The following is a 16,744-nucleotide window of genomic DNA, read 5'->3' as shown; positions in this document are numbered from 1 at the left end:
GACTATGCCTGCAATTCTTGGTGTTAACATCGATCATGTCGCTACACTTCGTCAAGCACGTGGTACGACCTATCCAGATCCAGTAAAGGCCGCACTTATTTGCGAGCAAGCAGGTGCAGAGGGGATTACTTTACATTTGCGTGAAGATCGTCGCCATATTCAAGATGATGATGTGCGTCGCATGCGTCCATTATTGAAAACACGGATGAATCTAGAAATTGCAGTTACAGATGAAATGGTGGCTTTTGCGCAAGAGATTCGTCCACAACATGTTTGTTTTGTTCCAGAAAAACGTCAAGAATTAACCACTGAAGGTGGTTTAGATGTGGTCAAGCATTTTGAGCATGTTAAGGCAGCAACTCAAGCCTTGGTGGCAATAGGTTGCGATGTGTCATTATTTATTGATGCTGATTTTGCACAAATTGATGCTGCTATTGCATGTGGAGCACCAACGATTGAGCTACATACTGGCGCCTATGCAGATGCAACGACTGAGGCTGAACAGCAAAAAGAATTACAACGAATTGAAGAGGGTGCTGCATATGCGGCAAAACTTGGTTTGGTTGTTAATGCAGGTCATGGCTTAAATTTAGAGAATGTAAAACCAATTGCAGCGATAGCTGAAATTCATGAATTAAATATTGGACATTCGATTATTGCCGAAAGTGTATTTGTTGGATTGAGTCAAGCTGTTCAAGATATGAAAGCTGCAATTCAGGCCGCAGTTTGAGATTAGCCGCATGAATTATGATGAATTAATGCAACCTGTATTGGCATTTTTAGGTTGTAGAACACCACAGGCTTGGCTGAATGAAGCGGTAAATAATTTACCTTTGCTTATGCAAGATCATGCTAACTGTGAAAAAAAAGCAGCGGGCACGGCCATGAACTTGATGTTCCGCTATAGCTTCTTTACAGATCTACAGGTAAAACTTGCCCAGCTTGTACGTGAAGAAATGCTGCATTATGAACAAGTACTTGAGTTCATGAATAAACGTGGTCAAGCGTGGCAGGCTTTAAGTGCAGGGCGTTATGCTGGCGGTTTACGTAAAGAGGTGCGCACCTATGAGCCTGAGGCATTAATTGATATTTTGATTATTGGTGCTTTTGTTGAGGCACGCTCATGTGAGCGTTTTTATGCGCTTGCACCGTTGGTAGATGATGAATTAGGCCGTTACTATCGTTATTTACTTAAGTCTGAGTCTCGTCATTACGAAGACTATTTGGCTTTGGCTTTGGATGTGGCGAAAAGCAACCAACTTAAAGATCCTGAAGAAGATATTCAAAGCCGTATTGAGCATATTCGTGCAGTGGAACAGCAGTTGATTGAAAGCCCTGACCCAGTGTTTCGTTTCCATAGTGGCACACCTAAGTTAAAACAGCCACGTACGAGCAATTAGGATCATTGTGTTCATTATAGCAAAGCCCTAATCATATGATTGGGGCTTTGTTGGTTTTACGGTTGCTGCTTAGTGCAGATTGTGTGTTAAAGCTGGGATTGCGTAGGTGACAGATTGGTATTTGGGTTTTTTTTCTTGCTGATAGATCGTGCCACCCAGTGCTTCAGCAATCGCACGACTCGCAAGGTTATCAACTGCAACAGGGTAAATAAAGTGTTCAATATCGAGATGTTTTGAAGCCCAGTCTGCAAGTGCGTAAATCGCTGTACGACCATAGCGTGAACCATGACGATCCTCACGAATCCAAATGCCCAGTTCAGGTGTTTTTGATTGCAGTTGGTGTAATGCCGCGACTCCAAGAAATTCATTGAGCGTGTCATGACGAATGATTAAGACTAGCTCTTTTTCTGTTTCAATATCTTTAAGCCACTGTTGCCAGACTTGTTCAAATTCTGCTGGATTGGTGGGGGGATTCCATGACATATAGCGTGTCAAGGTTGGGGTAATGTGGCGATAGACCTCGGTGGCATCGGTAGCATGAAACGTGCAGAGTTTGAGTGGTGAAAATTCAATGATGAGATCAGTGTAGGTCATAGTTTATATAAAATACTTTGCAATTAAGTTTAGTTATCTCATAAACATTTTGTTTTTACCATGAAAGTAATAATGAGTTTTTTAGAGTAAAAATAGAAATATTGAATAATTACATTTATCTTTGATTTATTTTTATATGGGAACATTATATTTCATATGCGCTTAATTCAACTTTTAGTTTCGGCTGTGACGATGTTTAGTATTCAGTCTATCGTGGCTGATCCAATAGGCACATCAATGAAACGAGAGCATTTGCCAATACAGAGTAGCCCTAAGCCAGCAGAGAGTGTACAAGAGATGTTTGTACGTACATTGCAGGAAGCTGAGCAAGGTGATGCTAAAGCACAGTTTTTTATTGGAGCAAGTTATGCAGACGGTCGAGGTGTAGAGCAGAATATTCAGCTTGCAATACAGTGGTATGAGAAAGCGGCAGCACAGGGCTATGGTTCAGCACAAATTCGATTGGGAAATATATATGAAACAGGTCCCGCAACGGTTCAAAACTATAGTAAAGCAGTTAAATACTATCGTCAGGCTATAGCAAATGGCTATACAGCTCAATATCTTGCGAAGATGTATTATGATGGTCGTGGTGTTAAACAAAGTTATACTGAGGCGTTTAAGCTGTATTTGAAATCTGCTGAAGCTGGCGATATTAATTCTCAATATCAGGTGGGGCAGATGTATCGAACTGGAGAGGGTACGGTAAAAGACAGTGCTAAAGCGAGATATTGGTTTGAAAAAGCTGCACAACATGGGCAATCATTAGCTAGATTGGCTTTGATGGAAGATATGTAGACACAATAAAAAAAGCCCACTTCAATGAGGTGGGCTTTTAGAATTTGGCTCTCCAACCTGGGCTCGAACCAGGGACCTGCGGATTAACAGTCCGTCGCTCTACCGACTGAGCTATTGGAGAATCTGAGTGCGATTATAAGCAGATTTTGAGTAGGGTCAAGGTAATTTTATGCTTTGTGCTATATTTTTACGTTGGATGTTCTATATTTGAACAAAAATAGTCAAAGAAAGAAAAATTGAATATTATTTAGACTCTTAGAATAATCAAGAGATTAAGGGGAGAGGGATACAATGAAAGGTCAATGTGTATGTGGTGCAACTCAATTTGAGGTGGAATTACAGAATCATCATGTTCATAGCTGCCATTGTTCAATTTGTCGTAAACAAACAAGTGGCGTCATTATGACAATTGATGTTGTACCTGAGAGTTTGAAATTTAGTCAGCAAGCACAACTTGCTATTTATAATTCATCTGCTTGGGGAGAACGTGGTTTTTGCAAACAATGTGGAACCAGTCTATTCTGGCGCAGTAAAGATCAAAGTTATTGTAATATCAATGCATTCGCTATAGATGAAACACCAAGTGATTTGGATTTAGATTTGGAAATTTATATTGATAATAAACCAGACTTTTACCAGTTTGCTGGGCAACGTAAAACCATGACAGAAGCAGAAGTTATTGCGATGTTTCAAGCATCTTCAGAAGTTTAATTCGTATATGTAAAAAAATACCGCATCATAAGATGCGGTATTTGAGTTTAGCTCAATATATTATTGTGCTGCTTTTTCAGCTTCGATAGAAGCGATTGCAGCATCCACGCCTTCAATTGAATCCGCTGCTTTCTTAATACGTGCTAGTGCATCTACTAATACTTCGTCAGCGGTTGCATAAGAGATACGCATAAAGCCACCTAGACCAAAAGCATCACCAGGTACAACAGCAACACCAGTTTCTTCTAATAACCATTCAGAGAATTCAGTGCAAGATTTTAAACCTTTAGCACGAATCAATGGGCGGATATTTGCATAGGCATAGAATGCGCCATCAGCAGGTAAGCAAGAAATTCCGTTGATTGCATTGAGGCCATTCATCACTAGATCGTGACGGCGTTTAAATGCTTCAATCATTGGTTTAAGTACGTCTTGAGGACCATTTAAAGCAGCTTCAGCAGCAACTTGCGAAATAGAAGTTGGGTTTGAAGTTGATTGTGATTGAATTTTTTTCATCGCACCAATCAATTTAGCAGGACCTGCAGCATAACCAATACGCCATCCAGTCATCGCATATGCTTTTGATACACCATTTAATACAATTACACGGTCATAAAGGTCAGGTGCAACAGTTGCGATATTGTAGAACTCATCATCCCAACGAATAGGTTCATACATATCATCTGAAGCAACCATCACTTGTGGGTGTTTACGCAATACATCAGCTAAAGCTTCAAGTTCAGCTTTGGTATAAATCATTCCTGTTGGGTTTGATGGGCTGTTGAGTACTACAAGACGAGTTTTGTCAGTAATAGCAGCTTCAAGTTGAGCAGCAGTGATTTTAAAACGTTGATCTTCACCACATTTTACGATTACAGGCGTACCTTCAGCGATGATCACCATATCTGGATAACTTACCCAGTAAGGTGCAGGGATGATAACTTCATCACCTTTGTTTAACAGTGCTAGAGCAAGGTTAAAGAATGACTGTTTACCACCACAAGAAACCAAGATTTGGTTTGCTTGATAATCAAGTTGGTTATCGCGTTTGAGTTTAGCAATAATTGCTTTTTTCAAACCAGGAGTACCGTCAACAGCGGTGTATTTGGTGAAACCGTTGTTAATGGCGTTAATCGCCGCATCTTTGATGTGTTGAGGGGTATCAAAATCAGGTTCACCCGCGCCTAGACCAATAACGTTTTTACCAGCAGCTTTAAGTTCTGCAGCTTTGTTGGTCACCGCAAGGGTAGGGGACGGTTTGATGGCATTGACACGATCAGAAAGACGAACGTCCACGGCAATATTCCTCTTATGGGGATAAAAAAATAAAAACAGCTTATCTTAGCCTAAAAATTTATATTCAGGGACGAATATTGAAGAAAAATAGTAAATTACTATATTTTTTTTGATAATTTGAAAATTGTTGCAATTTTGGGTGTTCAGTAATATCAAGACTCGCTTATTACGTTAAAAATAATTAAAATCAGCAATACGCTATTTGAGGTCATACTCATGTCTAAAACACCAAAGCGCAAGGTAAGCTTGCCCTTTCCTGTTCCTGTACAGCAAGAAAATGCAGAGGATGTGACGCATAATGCCGTGCGTCCTAAACCAGAAGGTTATGCCGATAAAACTTGGCCACCACCACGTGGTACACGACGGTCAATGGGCAAACGTTAAGTCGTATAATGCGAATTAACATAAAAAGACACCCTGAGTAATTTACCCAGGGTGTCTTTTTATTATTTAAAATATAATCTTAACCATCAATCAATTCATTAAATTTATTTTTAGATATCATTAAATTATGAATATGTAGTGATGTCAGTAAAGGGGACAGGAATAATGTAGACCATGCTTGGTCTACATCAGATTAAACTTTAAAATTATTTTTTAGCATGATTTGCAGCAGATGGTGCTGAAATCTCACGTTGTCCTAAATACACATCTACAAAGTCTTGTTCATTGATACGATAAAGCTCCAATAACGCCAAAATGACACCACCTACAGGAAGTGCAGTTGCATCATTAGCAATAAACCGTGGAATTTTATTGTTTAAAGTGTGCAAGATATCTTGAATTTCAAAGTCACGTTCACGTCCATTGCTATCTACAGGAAACATTGGGGTATTAAGTAAAATCGTTGCAAGACTTCGTTCAGCAGCAGTTAAGTGAAGTGTTTCAAGTACTTGTTCAGGCTCACTTGCGAGAATTAACTGAGGATCAATCACTTGTTTTAAGAAATGTTGATTTATTTTAGGTAAGGTCTTTTCAACAAATGGACGAAATGACTCAGGAAAAATAACATTATGTGCAATGCCTTTAAACATAGGGGCGATTTCCTCTACTTTATAACCTGCAACTCCACAGCCAACAGCAGTAATAAAGAAAATTGTTTGGGCATGATTTTTAACATAAATTTTGAAATCATCAATATAGTATTCGATTTGAGATAAAGGCATTTGTTGTAAATGCTCATTCATCGTTGGAATGGCGAAGCTTTGCCCAGCCCAACCACGACCTACACCACGTGTTGCGCCAAAGTGTTGTAAAGCAATTTTAGCTGCACCACCGGCATGGGTGCCTGCCATATTGCTTCCAAAGACAAATACCATGTCTTCAGCTAAGTTTTTAATAATTGTCTCATTGTGATAATGGTAGCTCATGATCATTGCATCAAGAAGGTGTGGATTGCTTCATGTTGCAGAGCTTTGTTTATTGGGTCAAGTGCTTTGTTCATTGATTCATGATCTTGTAGATTACAGATTATGTATTGGGTAAGACTTTTAGAGTCTTTAGGGCTGCTGAGTTTTGGATTTAAAATAATTGATCGAAAGATATAATTGTTTTTGCGTCACGAATATTCTTTATAATGCATTTTAAGATCAAGCGTTGAGAAAGATCTGAACTCAACGAATTGATTTGTTGGCGCTAAAAATTATTTTTTGAATATTGGTTTTGAGGAAGTGATCTGCAGTGAATGAAAAGCAACCCTTTGAGTTAGTCACCCATTATCAACCTGCTGGCGATCAACCACAGGCAATTGAGAAGTTAGTGCAAGGGGTGCATGCAGGCCTAAAAGATCAATTATTATTAGGGGTTACGGGCTCTGGTAAAACCTATACCATGGCCAACGTCATTGCACAGCTACAGCGACCAACAATTATTATGGCGCATAATAAAACTTTAGCAGCGCAATTATACGGAGAGTTTAAAGCATTTTTTCCTCACAATGCCGTTGAATATTTTGTGAGTTATTATGACTATTATCAACCAGAAGCATATGTACCATCTTCTGACACTTTTATTGAGAAAGATGCAGCAATTAATGATCATATCGATCAGATGCGTTTATCTGCAACTCGTTCTCTGCTTGAGCGTCGTGATGCAATTATTGTTGCTTCGGTCTCGGCTATTTATGGTTTGGGTGACCCAAATGCCTATATGAGTATGTTATTGCATGTTGTTCAAGGTGATCGCGTGGTTCGTGATGAACTTATTCGCCGTTTGGTTGAAATGCAATATAGCCGTAATGAACTTGAGTTTTTGCGTGGTACATATAGGATTCGTGGTGAAATTTTAGATATTTTCCCTGCCGAATCAGATCAATATGCAATTCGCATTGAATTATTTGACGATGAAGTTGATTCAATTCGTTGGTTCGATCCAATTAATGGCAAAATGGTGCGCAAAGTTCCACGTGTAACCATTTATCCTAAGAGTCATTATGTTACACCTAAGGATCATTTAGCCCGTGCGATTGACAGTATTAAAATCGAATTACAAGATCAATTAGCTTTTTTTAAAGAAAACGATAAGTTATTAGAAGCTCAGCGTATTGAACAACGTACACGTTATGATTTAGAGATGATGCAGCAATTGGGTTATACCAATGGCATTGAAAACTATTCACGTCATTTATCTGGTCGTTCAGCTGGGGCAGCGCCACCAACTTTATTTGATTATTTACCAGATGATGCATTGTTGATTATTGATGAGTCACATGTAACTGTGCCACAGATCGGTGCGATGTATAAAGGTGACCGTTCACGTAAAGAAAATTTGGTGAATTATGGTTTCCGTTTGCCTAGTGCTTTAGATAACCGACCAATGAAATTTGAGGAATGGGAACGAATTATCCCAACGACAATTTTTGTGAGTGCAACTCCTGCAGCTTACGAGTTAGAAAAGTCTGAGCGCGTAGTTGAACAGGTGGTACGTCCAACAGGATTGATTGATCCTGAAATAGAAATTCGCCCAGTGTTGACTCAGGTTGATGATGTTCTGTCAGAAATTAATATACGTAAAGAACTTGATGAGCGAGTATTGATTACCACACTCACGAAGCGTATGGCTGAAGATCTCACTGCTTATTTAAAAGAATATTCAATTAAAGTTGCGTATCTGCATTCTGATATAGATACGGTAGAGCGGGTAAAAATCATTCATGAATTACGTACTGGCGTATATGATGCTTTGGTTGGTATTAACTTACTTCGAGAAGGGCTTGATATGCCCGAAGTTAGTTTAGTCGCAATACTCGATGCTGATAAAGAGGGTTTCTTACGCTCTGAGCGTTCATTAATTCAGACGATTGGTCGAGCTGCACGAAACGTAAAAGGTAAAGCTATTTTGTATGCTGACCGCATTACAGATTCGATGCAAAAAGCAATTGATGAGACAGAGCGTCGACGTTTAAAGCAAATTGAGTTTAATGAAGAACATGGTATTGTTCCAAGAAGTGCTGTTCGTCAGGCTGTTAGAGAGATTGATACAGGTGAGGACTTAGAACAAGAGCAATATGATGAAGCATTGTTTAATCAGTTTAGCAGTATGAGTGCAGATGAGCGCCATATTCTTTCTGATCCTAAATTATTTGCACGCCACATAGGAAACTTAGAAAAACAAATGTTGAAGGCATCGAAGGAATTACAATTTGAGCAAGCAGCACAAATTAGAGATGATATTCTTCGATTGAAAGCACAGATGATTGTGTAATGCATATTACATTTAATTTATTGTTTATTCTGTGATTTGGCGTTACAAAGTTTAAAGTTTAGGCTAAACTCGTCTAGACTTTAAAAATAAGAAAAACCACAGGAATCACCATGAATAATGTGATGATCAAGCAATGGCTGACGAATACTGTGTTGACTGTATGTGGAGTGTGCGCGTTTTCTCTCTCCACTCAAGCTGCGGATTTATCTGCGGTAGAGAAAGTTGAAATCGATAAGTTTCTTGGGGTTTGGTATGAAATTTTAAGCAAGCCAAGTTCAACGGAGAAACGTTGTAGTCGAGATATTACATCAACCTATACATTAAATGAATACGGTCATTTGTTGGCTGAACGGCAATGTTTAGATCAAGATGCTAAACCATTGACTTTGGTTGGTGAAGCCTATCCAGTAAATGCACCACGCTATAGCAAATTTAAACTGAGTTTTATGCCAGAAGCGATCCGTTGGTTACCTTTGGCACAAAATGATTATTGGATTTTAAAGCTAGATGACCAATATCAAATGGCTTTGATTGGTGAACCAAATAGACAAGCCTTATGGTTATTATCACGGCAACCACATCCAAACCAAGCACTGATCCAACAGTATTTAAATTACGCCAAAAACTTGGGTTATAAAGTGGAAGATGTGATATACACAACACATCAGTAGTAAAAATCAGACAGTTAGAGCAGGAGCGTATTAGCTGTGTTTAAAGGGATTGTGCTCTCTGTATTGGCTTCAGTAACCTTTGGGGTATTGTATTTTTATACTCAATTATTGGGTATGTTTGATAGTGAACAGACATTTGGTTGGCGTATATTAGCAACCTTGCCATTTCTTACTGCATTTATGTATTTTACTGGTGAAATTGGCAATATAGCTGTGATTTATCGCAGGATTTGTAAAAAACCTATATTGCTTTTGGGGCTATTACTGACTTCAGCCCTATCTTCATTACAACTTTGGTTGTTTTTATGGGGCCCCATTCATGGTCGAGGTTTACAGGTCTCTTTAGGTTATTTCTTATTACCTATGGTCTTGGTTCTTTTTGGCTGTGTGTTTTTTAAAGAAAAACTATCAAAGTTTCAGCTTCTCTCTGTGATATTGGCTGCATTTGGCGTAGCTTTAGCGATATGGCGACAGGGTGGAATTGCTTGGGAAACTATTGTTGTTGCTGTGGGTTATGCACTCTATTTTTTACTCAGAAAAAAGCTAGCAACAGATCATCTGGGCGGGTTTTGGTGGGACTTATTACTATGTCTTCCTGTTGCAATTTATTTTATTGATACGCAACCACAAATTTGGGTTCAAATTTTATTTGATCCAATAACGCTGCTTATTGTACTGGGTTTAGGATTACTAAGTTCGATTGGGCTGGGAAGTTATATTTTAGCGAGTCGTTATTTGCCTCTGATCTTATTTGGTTTATTAAGTTATCTGGAACCTGTACTTTTGGCTTTAGTATCAATGTTGCTGGGGGAAAGTATAGAAGCTTCCGAATGGTGGACATATATTGCGATTTGGGCCGCTGTACTGGTGTTGGTACTTGAAGGTTCTTGGCATATTTACCAACAACGTAAACAGGCGCAACGGTTGAAAAAACGGATACAAAACATAGATCAGTAAAATAAATAAACATATTTATCAAAAAAATGAGCTCTAAAAAGCAGTATTTAAAGGGCTTTTTGTTTAAAAATAGCTTTGCTGGTCAGCTTTTGATTCAATCTTGGTGCGTTTTACATTACAATTGTGGCGATTTAAATTTCAAGTCTATATAGATATTTATTAGAGGACGTATCTGTGAGCAAAGACACTATCATCGCCTTACACGCAGAGCACCAAGGTCGTTGGAAAAACCGTGAAGAAATCGCGGAACGTATGATTGCCTTAATTGGCCAACTTTACCGCGAAAAAAATGTTGTGGTATCTGTTTACGGTCGCTCTTTGATTAACCGTTCTGTTATTCAAATTTTAAAAACACACCGTCGTACCCGTGTATTGGATGTTGAACTGTCAGTTGTAAATACTTTCCCAATTCTTGAAGCATTGATGAAAGTTGAAGATATGGGTACTGCAGAAGTAGATATCGGTAAACTTGCAGTAGAGTATAAGCAGCAAGGTGGCGATATTGACGCATTTGTTGCAGCAGCTGTTGCTGGTTTAAAAGGCAATGCAACTGTTGAAACTCCAAAAGACGTTGTACTTTATGGTTTTGGTCGTATTGGTCGTATCTTAGCGCGTTTAATGATCAGTCAATCTGGTCTAGGTCGTGGCTTGAGCTTAAAAGCAATTGTTGTACGTAAATCATCTGATGGCGATTTAGCAAAACGTGCTTCACTTTTACGCCGTGATTCTATTCATGGTACTTTTGCAGGAACTATTTCTGTAGATGAAGAGAATGAAGCTATTATTGCAAATGGTAACTTCATCAAAGTGATTTATGCATCTAACCCTAGCGAAGTTGATTATACTGAGTATGGTATTGAAAATGCGCTTGTGATTGATAACACTGGTAAATGGCGTGATGCTGAAGGTCTAAGCCAACACTTGAAATGCCCAGGCGTTGCACGTGTTGTATTGACTGCACCTGGTAAAGGTGACATGAAGAACGTTGTATTTGGTGTAAACCAAGCAGATATCGTTGATGAAGACAAAATCATTTCTGCTGCAAGCTGCACAACAAACGCAATTACACCAGTATTGAAAGTTCTTCATGACAAATACACTGTAATTAATGGTCATGTTGAAACAGTACATTCATTCACTAACGATCAAAACTTAATTGATAACTATCATAAAGCTGACCGTCGTGGCCGTGCTGCAACATTGAATATGGTGATCACTGAAACAGGTGCTGCAAAAGCCGTTGCAAAAGCATTGCCTGCATTACAAGGTAAGCTAACAGGTAACTCTGTACGTGTACCTACACCAAACGTTTCTTTAGCTATCTTAAACTTAACACTTGAGAAAGCTGCAGATCGCGAAGAAGTGAACGAGTATATTCGTCAAATCTCGATCAACTCTAACCTACAAGGTCAGATTGGTTATACCAACTCAACTGAAGTTGTTTCTAGTGACTTTATTGGTTCACGTACTGCGGGTGTTTTTGATGCTCAAGCTACAATTGCAGCTGGTACACGTTTAACTGCATATGTTTGGTATGACAATGAAGTAGGTTATAGCTGTCAAGTATTACGTATTGCTGAACAAATGTGTGGTGTTAAATACGCAAAAGTTCCTGCTGAAAAAAATGCTTAATGACTAATTTGTAAAACGAAAAAAGGGTTTCATTGAAACCCTTTTTTTTGTTTGAAAAATCATTACGTTTGAGGAGCTTAGTGTTGAATTTATTCATTTAATCACTTTATTTGTATTGCAATGCAAGTTGTAAGAGAAATAATTAAAATCACATTTAAAGTAAAAATTTTAGAAAATATATAAATAATCAGATGAATTTTTTAGGCCTAACTTCGTTGGCTATATTTTATAATAAATTGAAATATATTAATTTTTTCATTGTTGGCTAAAATTTTGATGATGCTCTATTGACCGTTGTAACGGCATTGTTGAAAAATGTGCAAATCCAATCACAAAAAAAACAGTTACACTCAAGAAAATAGATAAGCGTTTTAAGGATAGAGCGTTGAAAATTAAAAAACTAATAATGATATTGGGTTTTCTGATCGTTGCCGCTGTTTGCGGCGTTCTTATTGCGATTTGGGTATTCAAGCATTTTAATATTTATATTCCTCTTGAAAATCAGGCAGTAAACATTGAATTGCAAGAGGCATTAAAAGCAAAAGTCACAATACATGATGCTTTAGATGTTGATGTAACAGGAAATGTGCAAGCAGTCATTCCAATCAATGAGCAATTGACTATTCCAGTTAATCAAACACTTATGCCACATGTCTATTTTGATAATATGGTCCCAATTAAAACAACAATTCCAGTGAAAGAGGTATTAAAAGTCGAACAAGATATGCCGATTGATACCAAAGTGAAGGTAAATGTTTTTGGTAAGGATCTAAGCTTTCCTTTAAAAGGTGTCATTCCAATTAAAATGGATGTACCTATTGAATTACAAGTGCCTTTAGATCAAGCAGTGCATTTAAAGTTTGACAGCAAAGTTAGAACTGATTTGAAAGAGAGTTTACGCGTACCTTTGGTTACCACCTTAGATACACAAATTCCAATTAATGGGCGTTTAAATGTACCAGTAAAAACACCACTCAATGCGACTGTGAATGTAGAAAACGTCTTACCTGTTAAGATTCAACAAGGTAATCTTAAAATTCCACTAAATAGTGTCAAGTTATTACGTGATCCTATGAGTGCGCCTGTGAGTCATCCTGTTGCAACGACTCAGCCTTAAGGAGGGAATGCGATGAAAACTTTTCGCTCGGTATTTCCTTGGCTCATCTGCTTTGTCATATTGATGATGTTAATTGCTGCATTATTTTGGTTGTATTTGAATGTACAGGCATCTATGTATGTCACTGCCCAAAAGGCAAAAATATAATTGTCTGACCGTTTGGAAACAAAAATCCATGTATCTAATTATTTGGAGACTAAAGCTAAGGGTAAATTAAATACGATTATTAATATGGATCAACGGTTGGATTTGCCATTAAAGGGGCGCTATCCTGCAAATTTGAAGTTCGTGGTTGAGACACCTGTAAAGGTCAATATTGATTATCAGACTACGGTAAAAATTAATACGATCTTGCCATTAGATGCAACGACCGATTTGGTTTATCAAAAAAAATATTTACCTCGATTTCCTCTTAAGGTAGATATCCCCATTCAGTTAGATGTGCCGTTTCATTTAAAACGAAGTTATGTTGTTCCAATTAAAATTATGTTTGATGGGAAAACCTATTTTGTATTTGATGAGGTTTTAAATGTTCCAATTAAGCATAAATTAACACCAACTATGAGCATTGATGATCCAATGACAATGAAAAGGCTCGCTGATTTTTCTGCAACTATGCAAAATATAGAACGGGACTCTACAGCAAATTTAGAAATGAATATTGAGTTACCGTTAAAGAATGTTCATCCTTAAACCTAAATTGAGATCTGTCCGATCTGCTGATATAAATAATATTGTTTATTTTATCAGCAGAGTGCTATGATTTATACCTGATGCTATCATTGTGTAAGTTTATATCTTATCGTAAGCAAATTGCATTTGGAGCAATTATGAGTCTCTATGCCAGTAGTGCGATCATTGGTCAGGTTTTATCAAGTCAATGTCCTTCAAGAGAAATCTTAGAACATCTTACTAATAAGTGGTCTGTATTAATATTACGTTGCCTGAGTGAAGGGGTGCATCGTTTTAATAGCCTGTTTAAGCGTATCGATGGTATTAGTGAAAAAATGTTGGCGCAGACATTAAAAACGCTGGAACGAGATGGCTTTGTATTACGTACAGTGTATCCTGAAGTTCCCCCACGTGTTGAATATCAATTAAGTATTACGGGTGCTCAAGCAGCAGAAAAAGTGAATGCCTTAATTGTATGGATTGAGCGTAATCTACCAGAATTGGTTGCACAACAAACCTCATGTGCAAGATAAAATGATGTTGTATGACCTTGTTCTAGGCTTCCTATCTCAGATGTTATGAAAAAAAATCATATAAGCCATAATATTATTCGAGAAATTTTACAAAATATGGCAAAATATGCGGTTTCAAAGATTTTAGAGGATTGGCAGCATGCGCTTTGTTGATGAGGCAGTCATTACTGTAGAGGCTGGCGACGGTGGCAATGGCGTAGCCAGTTTTCGCCGTGAAAAATTTGTCCCTTTCGGTGGTCCAGATGGTGGCGATGGTGGTCGTGGTGGAAGTGTTTTTGTTGAAGCAGATGAAAATACAGGTACGCTAGTTGATTACCGTTATACCCGTCGTTTTCGTGCAGAACGTGGTAAAAATGGTTCTGGTGCAAACTGTGCAGGCCGAGGTGGAGAGTCAGTTGTATTGAAGGTACCTGTAGGTACAACAATTGTAGATACAGATTCTGGCGATATTATTGGTGATTTGGTTGCACATGGCCAGAAAGTCATGGTTGCGACTGGTGGTGATGGTGGTTTAGGTAATACTCATTTTAAATCATCAACAAACCGTGCGCCACGTAAGTGTACTCACGGGATTAAAGGTGAAATTCGTGAGATTCGTTTAGAGCTTAAGGTATTGGCAGATGTTGGTTTGTTAGGCATGCCGAATGCTGGAAAATCGACTTTCATTCGTGCAGTTTCTGCTGCGAAACCCAAAGTTGCTGATTATCCATTTACAACGATGGTACCTAACCTTGGTGTGGTAGATGCAGATAGTCATCGTTCATTTGTGATGGCAGACATTCCTGGTTTAATTGAAGGTGCTGCAGAGGGTGCTGGTCTTGGTATTCGTTTCTTAAAGCATTTGGCACGTACTCGTATTTTGTTACACATTGTCGATGTTGAGCCGATTGATGGTTCTGATCCTGCATACAATGCGAAGGCAATTATGCAAGAACTGCAAAAGTTTTCACCAACTTTAGCAAAATTGCCTGTTGTGCTGGTGCTAAACAAACTTGACCAATTGAGCGAAGATACACGGGAAGAGTGGTGTCAACATATTCTTGAAGAATTAGAGTGGACAGGTCCTGTATTTAAAACTTCGGGTTTATTGGAACAAGGAACTAAACCTGTAGTGTATTATTTAATGGATCAGATTGAGCAACAGCGTGAACGTGAGCTTGAAGATCCAGAATATGCAGCACAAATTAGAGAATTCCGTGAGCAGTTAGAAGCTGAGACACGTGAACAGACCATCGCAGCAAAAGAAGCTTATCGTGCTATGCGCCGTGCACAACGTGAAGGTGACATGGATGACGATGATGACTTTGATGATGAAGATGATGGCGAAATGGAAGTATTCTACGTACGTTAATTTTAATCTGTACGAGAATGAGAGCTGAGGAAAATCATGATAGAAGTGGTAGATGGACAACGTCAACTTAAGGCGTGTAAACGTATCGTTGTCAAAATCGGATCTTCTCTACTTACAGCAAATGGTGCTGGTTTAGATCTTGAGGCGATTTCGCACTGGGCGAAGCAAATTGTAGATCTACATCAAGCTGGTCACGAGATGATTTTAGTATCATCTGGTGCTGTAGCAGAGGGGATGGTGCGGATGAAGTTGTCAAGTCGACCCACTGATTTACCCAGTTTACAAGCCTGTGCTGCCATTGGTCAGATGGGTTTGATTCAGACTTGGTCAAGTGTACTTGATCGACATCATGTTGGAACAGCACAAGTATTACTTACGCATGACGATCTTAGTGATCGTCGTCGTTATCTTAATTCTTGTGATGCAATGCAGCAGTTATTAGAGTGGCGTGTTATTCCAGTCATCAATGAAAATGATACGGTCTCAACTAATGAGATTCGTTTTGGTGATAACGATACATTAGCTGCAATGGTTGCAGGGCAAGTTCATGCTGATTTATTGATTATATTGACGGATCAACAGGGCATGTTTGACTCTGACCCCCGCAGTAACCCTGATGCAGTATTACTTTCAACTGTGCGTGCACTAGATGATGGCCTGTTTGAAATGGCTGGTGGTAGTGGTGCTTTAGGCAGCGGTGGTATGTTAACTAAAGTTCGTGCAGCACGTTTAGCCGCGAAGTCAGGTTGTCCGACTTTGATTGCAAGTGGTGAAAGTGATGGTGTTTTATCACGCCTTATGGCTGGTGAAATGCTAGGTACTTTGTTTGTTGCTGACAATGATCGTATTACTGCTCGTCAGCAATGGTTAGCCGCACATTTACAAACAGCAGGTCGTTTAGTTATTGACGATGGTGCTGTACAAGCGATTAAAAAACAGCATCGTAGTTTATTGCCTGTTGGGGTAAAAGCAATTGAAGGCTATTTTGAGCGTGGAGATGTGGTGGAGTGTGTTGATGTTAATGGCAAACGTGTTGCTGTTGGTCGAGTAAACTTTAGTTCCCGTTCCGCAGAATTAGTCAAAGGTCTTGCATCAGATAAAGTGTATCAAGTCCTCGGCGAATCTCGCTCATTGGAAATGATCCATCGCGATCACATGGCGATTTATTAATGATCGTCTTCAATTTTAAATGATGTATTCAACCTCGTAATTTATTACGAGGTTTTTTTTAGGGACTTGAAAAATTGTAAGGAAAGATTCATTCTGTATGCTGTGAAAAAAGTCAGTTTATTTAAAAGCTAATTGCATCA

At 38.6% G+C, this 16,744-nt stretch carries 16 protein-coding genes, 1 tRNA gene and 1 pseudogene; 14 read left to right on the top strand and 4 right to left on the bottom strand.

The annotated features are described in order from the left end of the window. Nucleotides 1-4 precede the first annotated feature (4 nt). Together pdxJ and RFH42_RS03505 are read left to right on the top strand one after the other, a co-directional pair. Nucleotides 5-730, top strand: coding sequence for a pyridoxine 5'-phosphate synthase (gene pdxJ / locus RFH42_RS03510; protein ID WP_308974164.1), 726 nt, complete (start codon nt 5-7; stop codon nt 728-730). 1 nt (nt 731) lies between these two features. Then, nucleotides 732-1,400, top strand: coding sequence for a tRNA-(ms[2]io[6]A)-hydroxylase (locus tag RFH42_RS03505; protein ID WP_308974269.1), 669 nt, complete (start codon nt 732-734; stop codon nt 1,398-1,400). A 69-nt stretch (nt 1,401-1,469) separates the two neighbouring features. Here RFH42_RS03505 and RFH42_RS03500 read toward each other — a convergent pair whose 3' ends face one another. Beyond that, nucleotides 1,470-1,994, bottom strand: coding sequence for a GNAT family N-acetyltransferase (locus tag RFH42_RS03500; RefSeq protein ID WP_308974163.1), 525 nt, complete (start codon nt 1,992-1,994; stop codon nt 1,470-1,472). A 156-nt stretch (nt 1,995-2,150) separates the two neighbouring features. Here RFH42_RS03500 and RFH42_RS03495 point away from each other — a divergent pair, with 156 nt between their 5' ends. Continuing rightward, entirely contained in the window at nt 2,151-2,792 is a 642-nt protein-coding gene (locus RFH42_RS03495; RefSeq protein ID WP_308974161.1) for a tetratricopeptide repeat protein, read from the top strand. 45 nt (nt 2,793-2,837) lie between these two features. On the opposite strand, the gene RFH42_RS03490 is transcribed toward RFH42_RS03495, so the two are convergent. Further along, nucleotides 2,838-2,913: transfer RNA gene (locus tag RFH42_RS03490), tRNA-Asn, on the bottom strand. Between the two features lie 170 nt (nt 2,914-3,083). Between RFH42_RS03490 and RFH42_RS03485 the strand changes: the two genes are divergently transcribed. Next, on the top strand, nt 3,084-3,503 hold the full coding sequence (locus RFH42_RS03485) for a GFA family protein (RefSeq protein WP_308974160.1): 420 nt from the start codon (nt 3,084-3,086) through the stop codon (nt 3,501-3,503). Between the two features lie 60 nt (nt 3,504-3,563). On the opposite strand, the gene RFH42_RS03480 is transcribed toward RFH42_RS03485, so the two are convergent. Beyond that, the gene (locus RFH42_RS03480) at nt 3,564-4,799 is read right to left on the bottom strand and encodes a pyridoxal phosphate-dependent aminotransferase (protein WP_308974159.1); all 1,236 of its coding nucleotides are present in this window, start codon (nt 4,797-4,799) and stop codon (nt 3,564-3,566) included. Between the two features lie 216 nt (nt 4,800-5,015). On the opposite strand from RFH42_RS03480, the gene RFH42_RS03475 reads away from it, so the two are divergent. Then, nucleotides 5,016-5,183, top strand: a complete 168-nt coding sequence (locus RFH42_RS03475; RefSeq protein WP_308974158.1) for a hypothetical protein — start codon at nt 5,016-5,018, stop codon at nt 5,181-5,183. 206 nt (nt 5,184-5,389) lie between these two features. On the opposite strand, the gene RFH42_RS03470 is transcribed toward RFH42_RS03475, so the two are convergent. Beyond that, nucleotides 5,390-6,169 carry an A1S_2505 family phage non-structural protein gene (locus RFH42_RS03470; protein ID WP_308974157.1) on the bottom strand — a complete coding sequence of 260 codons (780 nt, stop codon included), beginning with the start codon at nt 6,167-6,169 and terminating at the stop codon, nt 5,390-5,392. A 310-nt stretch (nt 6,170-6,479) separates the two neighbouring features. On the opposite strand from RFH42_RS03470, the gene uvrB reads away from it, so the two are divergent. The 9 genes and pseudogenes from uvrB to proB all read left to right on the top strand — a co-directional run bounded on the left by uvrB (nt 6,480) and on the right by proB (nt 16,604). Further along, nucleotides 6,480-8,501, top strand: coding sequence for an excinuclease ABC subunit UvrB (gene uvrB / locus RFH42_RS03465; RefSeq protein ID WP_308974156.1), 2,022 nt, complete (start codon nt 6,480-6,482; stop codon nt 8,499-8,501). Nucleotides 8,502-8,611: 110 nt separating this feature from the next. Then, a complete protein-coding gene (locus tag RFH42_RS03460) occupies nt 8,612-9,172 on the top strand; it encodes a lipocalin family protein (protein WP_308974155.1) in 561 nt (186 codons plus the stop codon). A gap of 36 nt (nt 9,173-9,208) precedes the next feature. Beyond that, on the top strand, nt 9,209-10,129 hold the full coding sequence (gene rarD / locus RFH42_RS03455) for an EamA family transporter RarD (RefSeq protein ID WP_308974154.1): 921 nt from the start codon (nt 9,209-9,211) through the stop codon (nt 10,127-10,129). Nucleotides 10,130-10,303: 174 nt separating this feature from the next. After that, nucleotides 10,304-11,761, top strand: coding sequence for a glyceraldehyde-3-phosphate dehydrogenase (locus tag RFH42_RS03450; RefSeq protein WP_308974153.1), 1,458 nt, complete (start codon nt 10,304-10,306; stop codon nt 11,759-11,761). A 406-nt stretch (nt 11,762-12,167) separates the two neighbouring features. Beyond that, a complete protein-coding gene (locus tag RFH42_RS03445; protein WP_374990809.1) occupies nt 12,168-12,878 on the top strand; it encodes an MFS transporter in 711 nt (236 codons plus the stop codon). Nucleotides 12,879-12,890: 12 nt separating this feature from the next. Beyond that, a pseudogene (locus RFH42_RS03440) lies at nt 12,891-13,571 on the top strand (hypothetical protein). Nucleotides 13,572-13,708: 137 nt separating this feature from the next. After that, entirely contained in the window at nt 13,709-14,083 is a 375-nt protein-coding gene (locus tag RFH42_RS03435; protein WP_308974151.1) for a winged helix-turn-helix transcriptional regulator, read from the top strand. A gap of 139 nt (nt 14,084-14,222) precedes the next feature. Beyond that, complete coding sequence (gene cgtA / locus RFH42_RS03430) at nt 14,223-15,434, top strand: Obg family GTPase CgtA (RefSeq protein WP_308974150.1); 1,212 nt, start codon at nt 14,223-14,225, stop codon at nt 15,432-15,434. A gap of 36 nt (nt 15,435-15,470) precedes the next feature. Further along, on the top strand, nt 15,471-16,604 hold the full coding sequence (gene proB, locus RFH42_RS03425; RefSeq protein WP_308974149.1) for a glutamate 5-kinase: 1,134 nt from the start codon (nt 15,471-15,473) through the stop codon (nt 16,602-16,604). Nucleotides 16,605-16,744 lie beyond the last annotated feature (140 nt).

The organism is Acinetobacter rudis, assembly GCF_031157835.1.
Lineage (GTDB): Bacteria > Pseudomonadota > Gammaproteobacteria > Pseudomonadales > Moraxellaceae > Acinetobacter > Acinetobacter rudis_A.
Note: the sequence above shows the minus strand (reverse complement) of the source record. Positions and strands in the feature narration are given on the sequence as shown.

Bases quoted from the DNA above. Each gene is read 5' to 3' on its own strand.
- RFH42_RS03485 (WP_308974160.1), top strand. From the start codon at position 3,084: ATGAAAGGTCAATGTGTATGTGGTGCAACTCAATTTGAGGTGGAATTA.
- RFH42_RS03495 (WP_308974161.1), top strand. From the start codon at position 2,151: ATGCGCTTAATTCAACTTTTAGTTTCGGCTGTGACGATGTTTAGTATT.
- pdxJ (WP_308974164.1), top strand. From the start codon at position 5: ATGCCTGCAATTCTTGGTGTTAACATCGATCATGTCGCTACACTTCGT.
- RFH42_RS03435 (WP_308974151.1), top strand. From the start codon at position 13,709: ATGAGTCTCTATGCCAGTAGTGCGATCATTGGTCAGGTTTTATCAAGT.
- RFH42_RS03460 (WP_308974155.1), top strand. From the start codon at position 8,612: ATGAATAATGTGATGATCAAGCAATGGCTGACGAATACTGTGTTGACT.
- RFH42_RS03475 (WP_308974158.1), top strand. From the start codon at position 5,016: ATGTCTAAAACACCAAAGCGCAAGGTAAGCTTGCCCTTTCCTGTTCCT.
- cgtA (WP_308974150.1), top strand. From the start codon at position 14,223: ATGCGCTTTGTTGATGAGGCAGTCATTACTGTAGAGGCTGGCGACGGT.
- RFH42_RS03470 (WP_308974157.1), bottom strand. From the start codon at position 6,169: ATGAGCTACCATTATCACAATGAGACAATTATTAAAAACTTAGCTGAA.
- proB (WP_308974149.1), top strand. From the start codon at position 15,471: ATGATAGAAGTGGTAGATGGACAACGTCAACTTAAGGCGTGTAAACGT.
- RFH42_RS03500 (WP_308974163.1), bottom strand. From the start codon at position 1,994: ATGACCTACACTGATCTCATCATTGAATTTTCACCACTCAAACTCTGC.
- RFH42_RS03445 (WP_374990809.1), top strand. From the start codon at position 12,168: ATGATATTGGGTTTTCTGATCGTTGCCGCTGTTTGCGGCGTTCTTATT.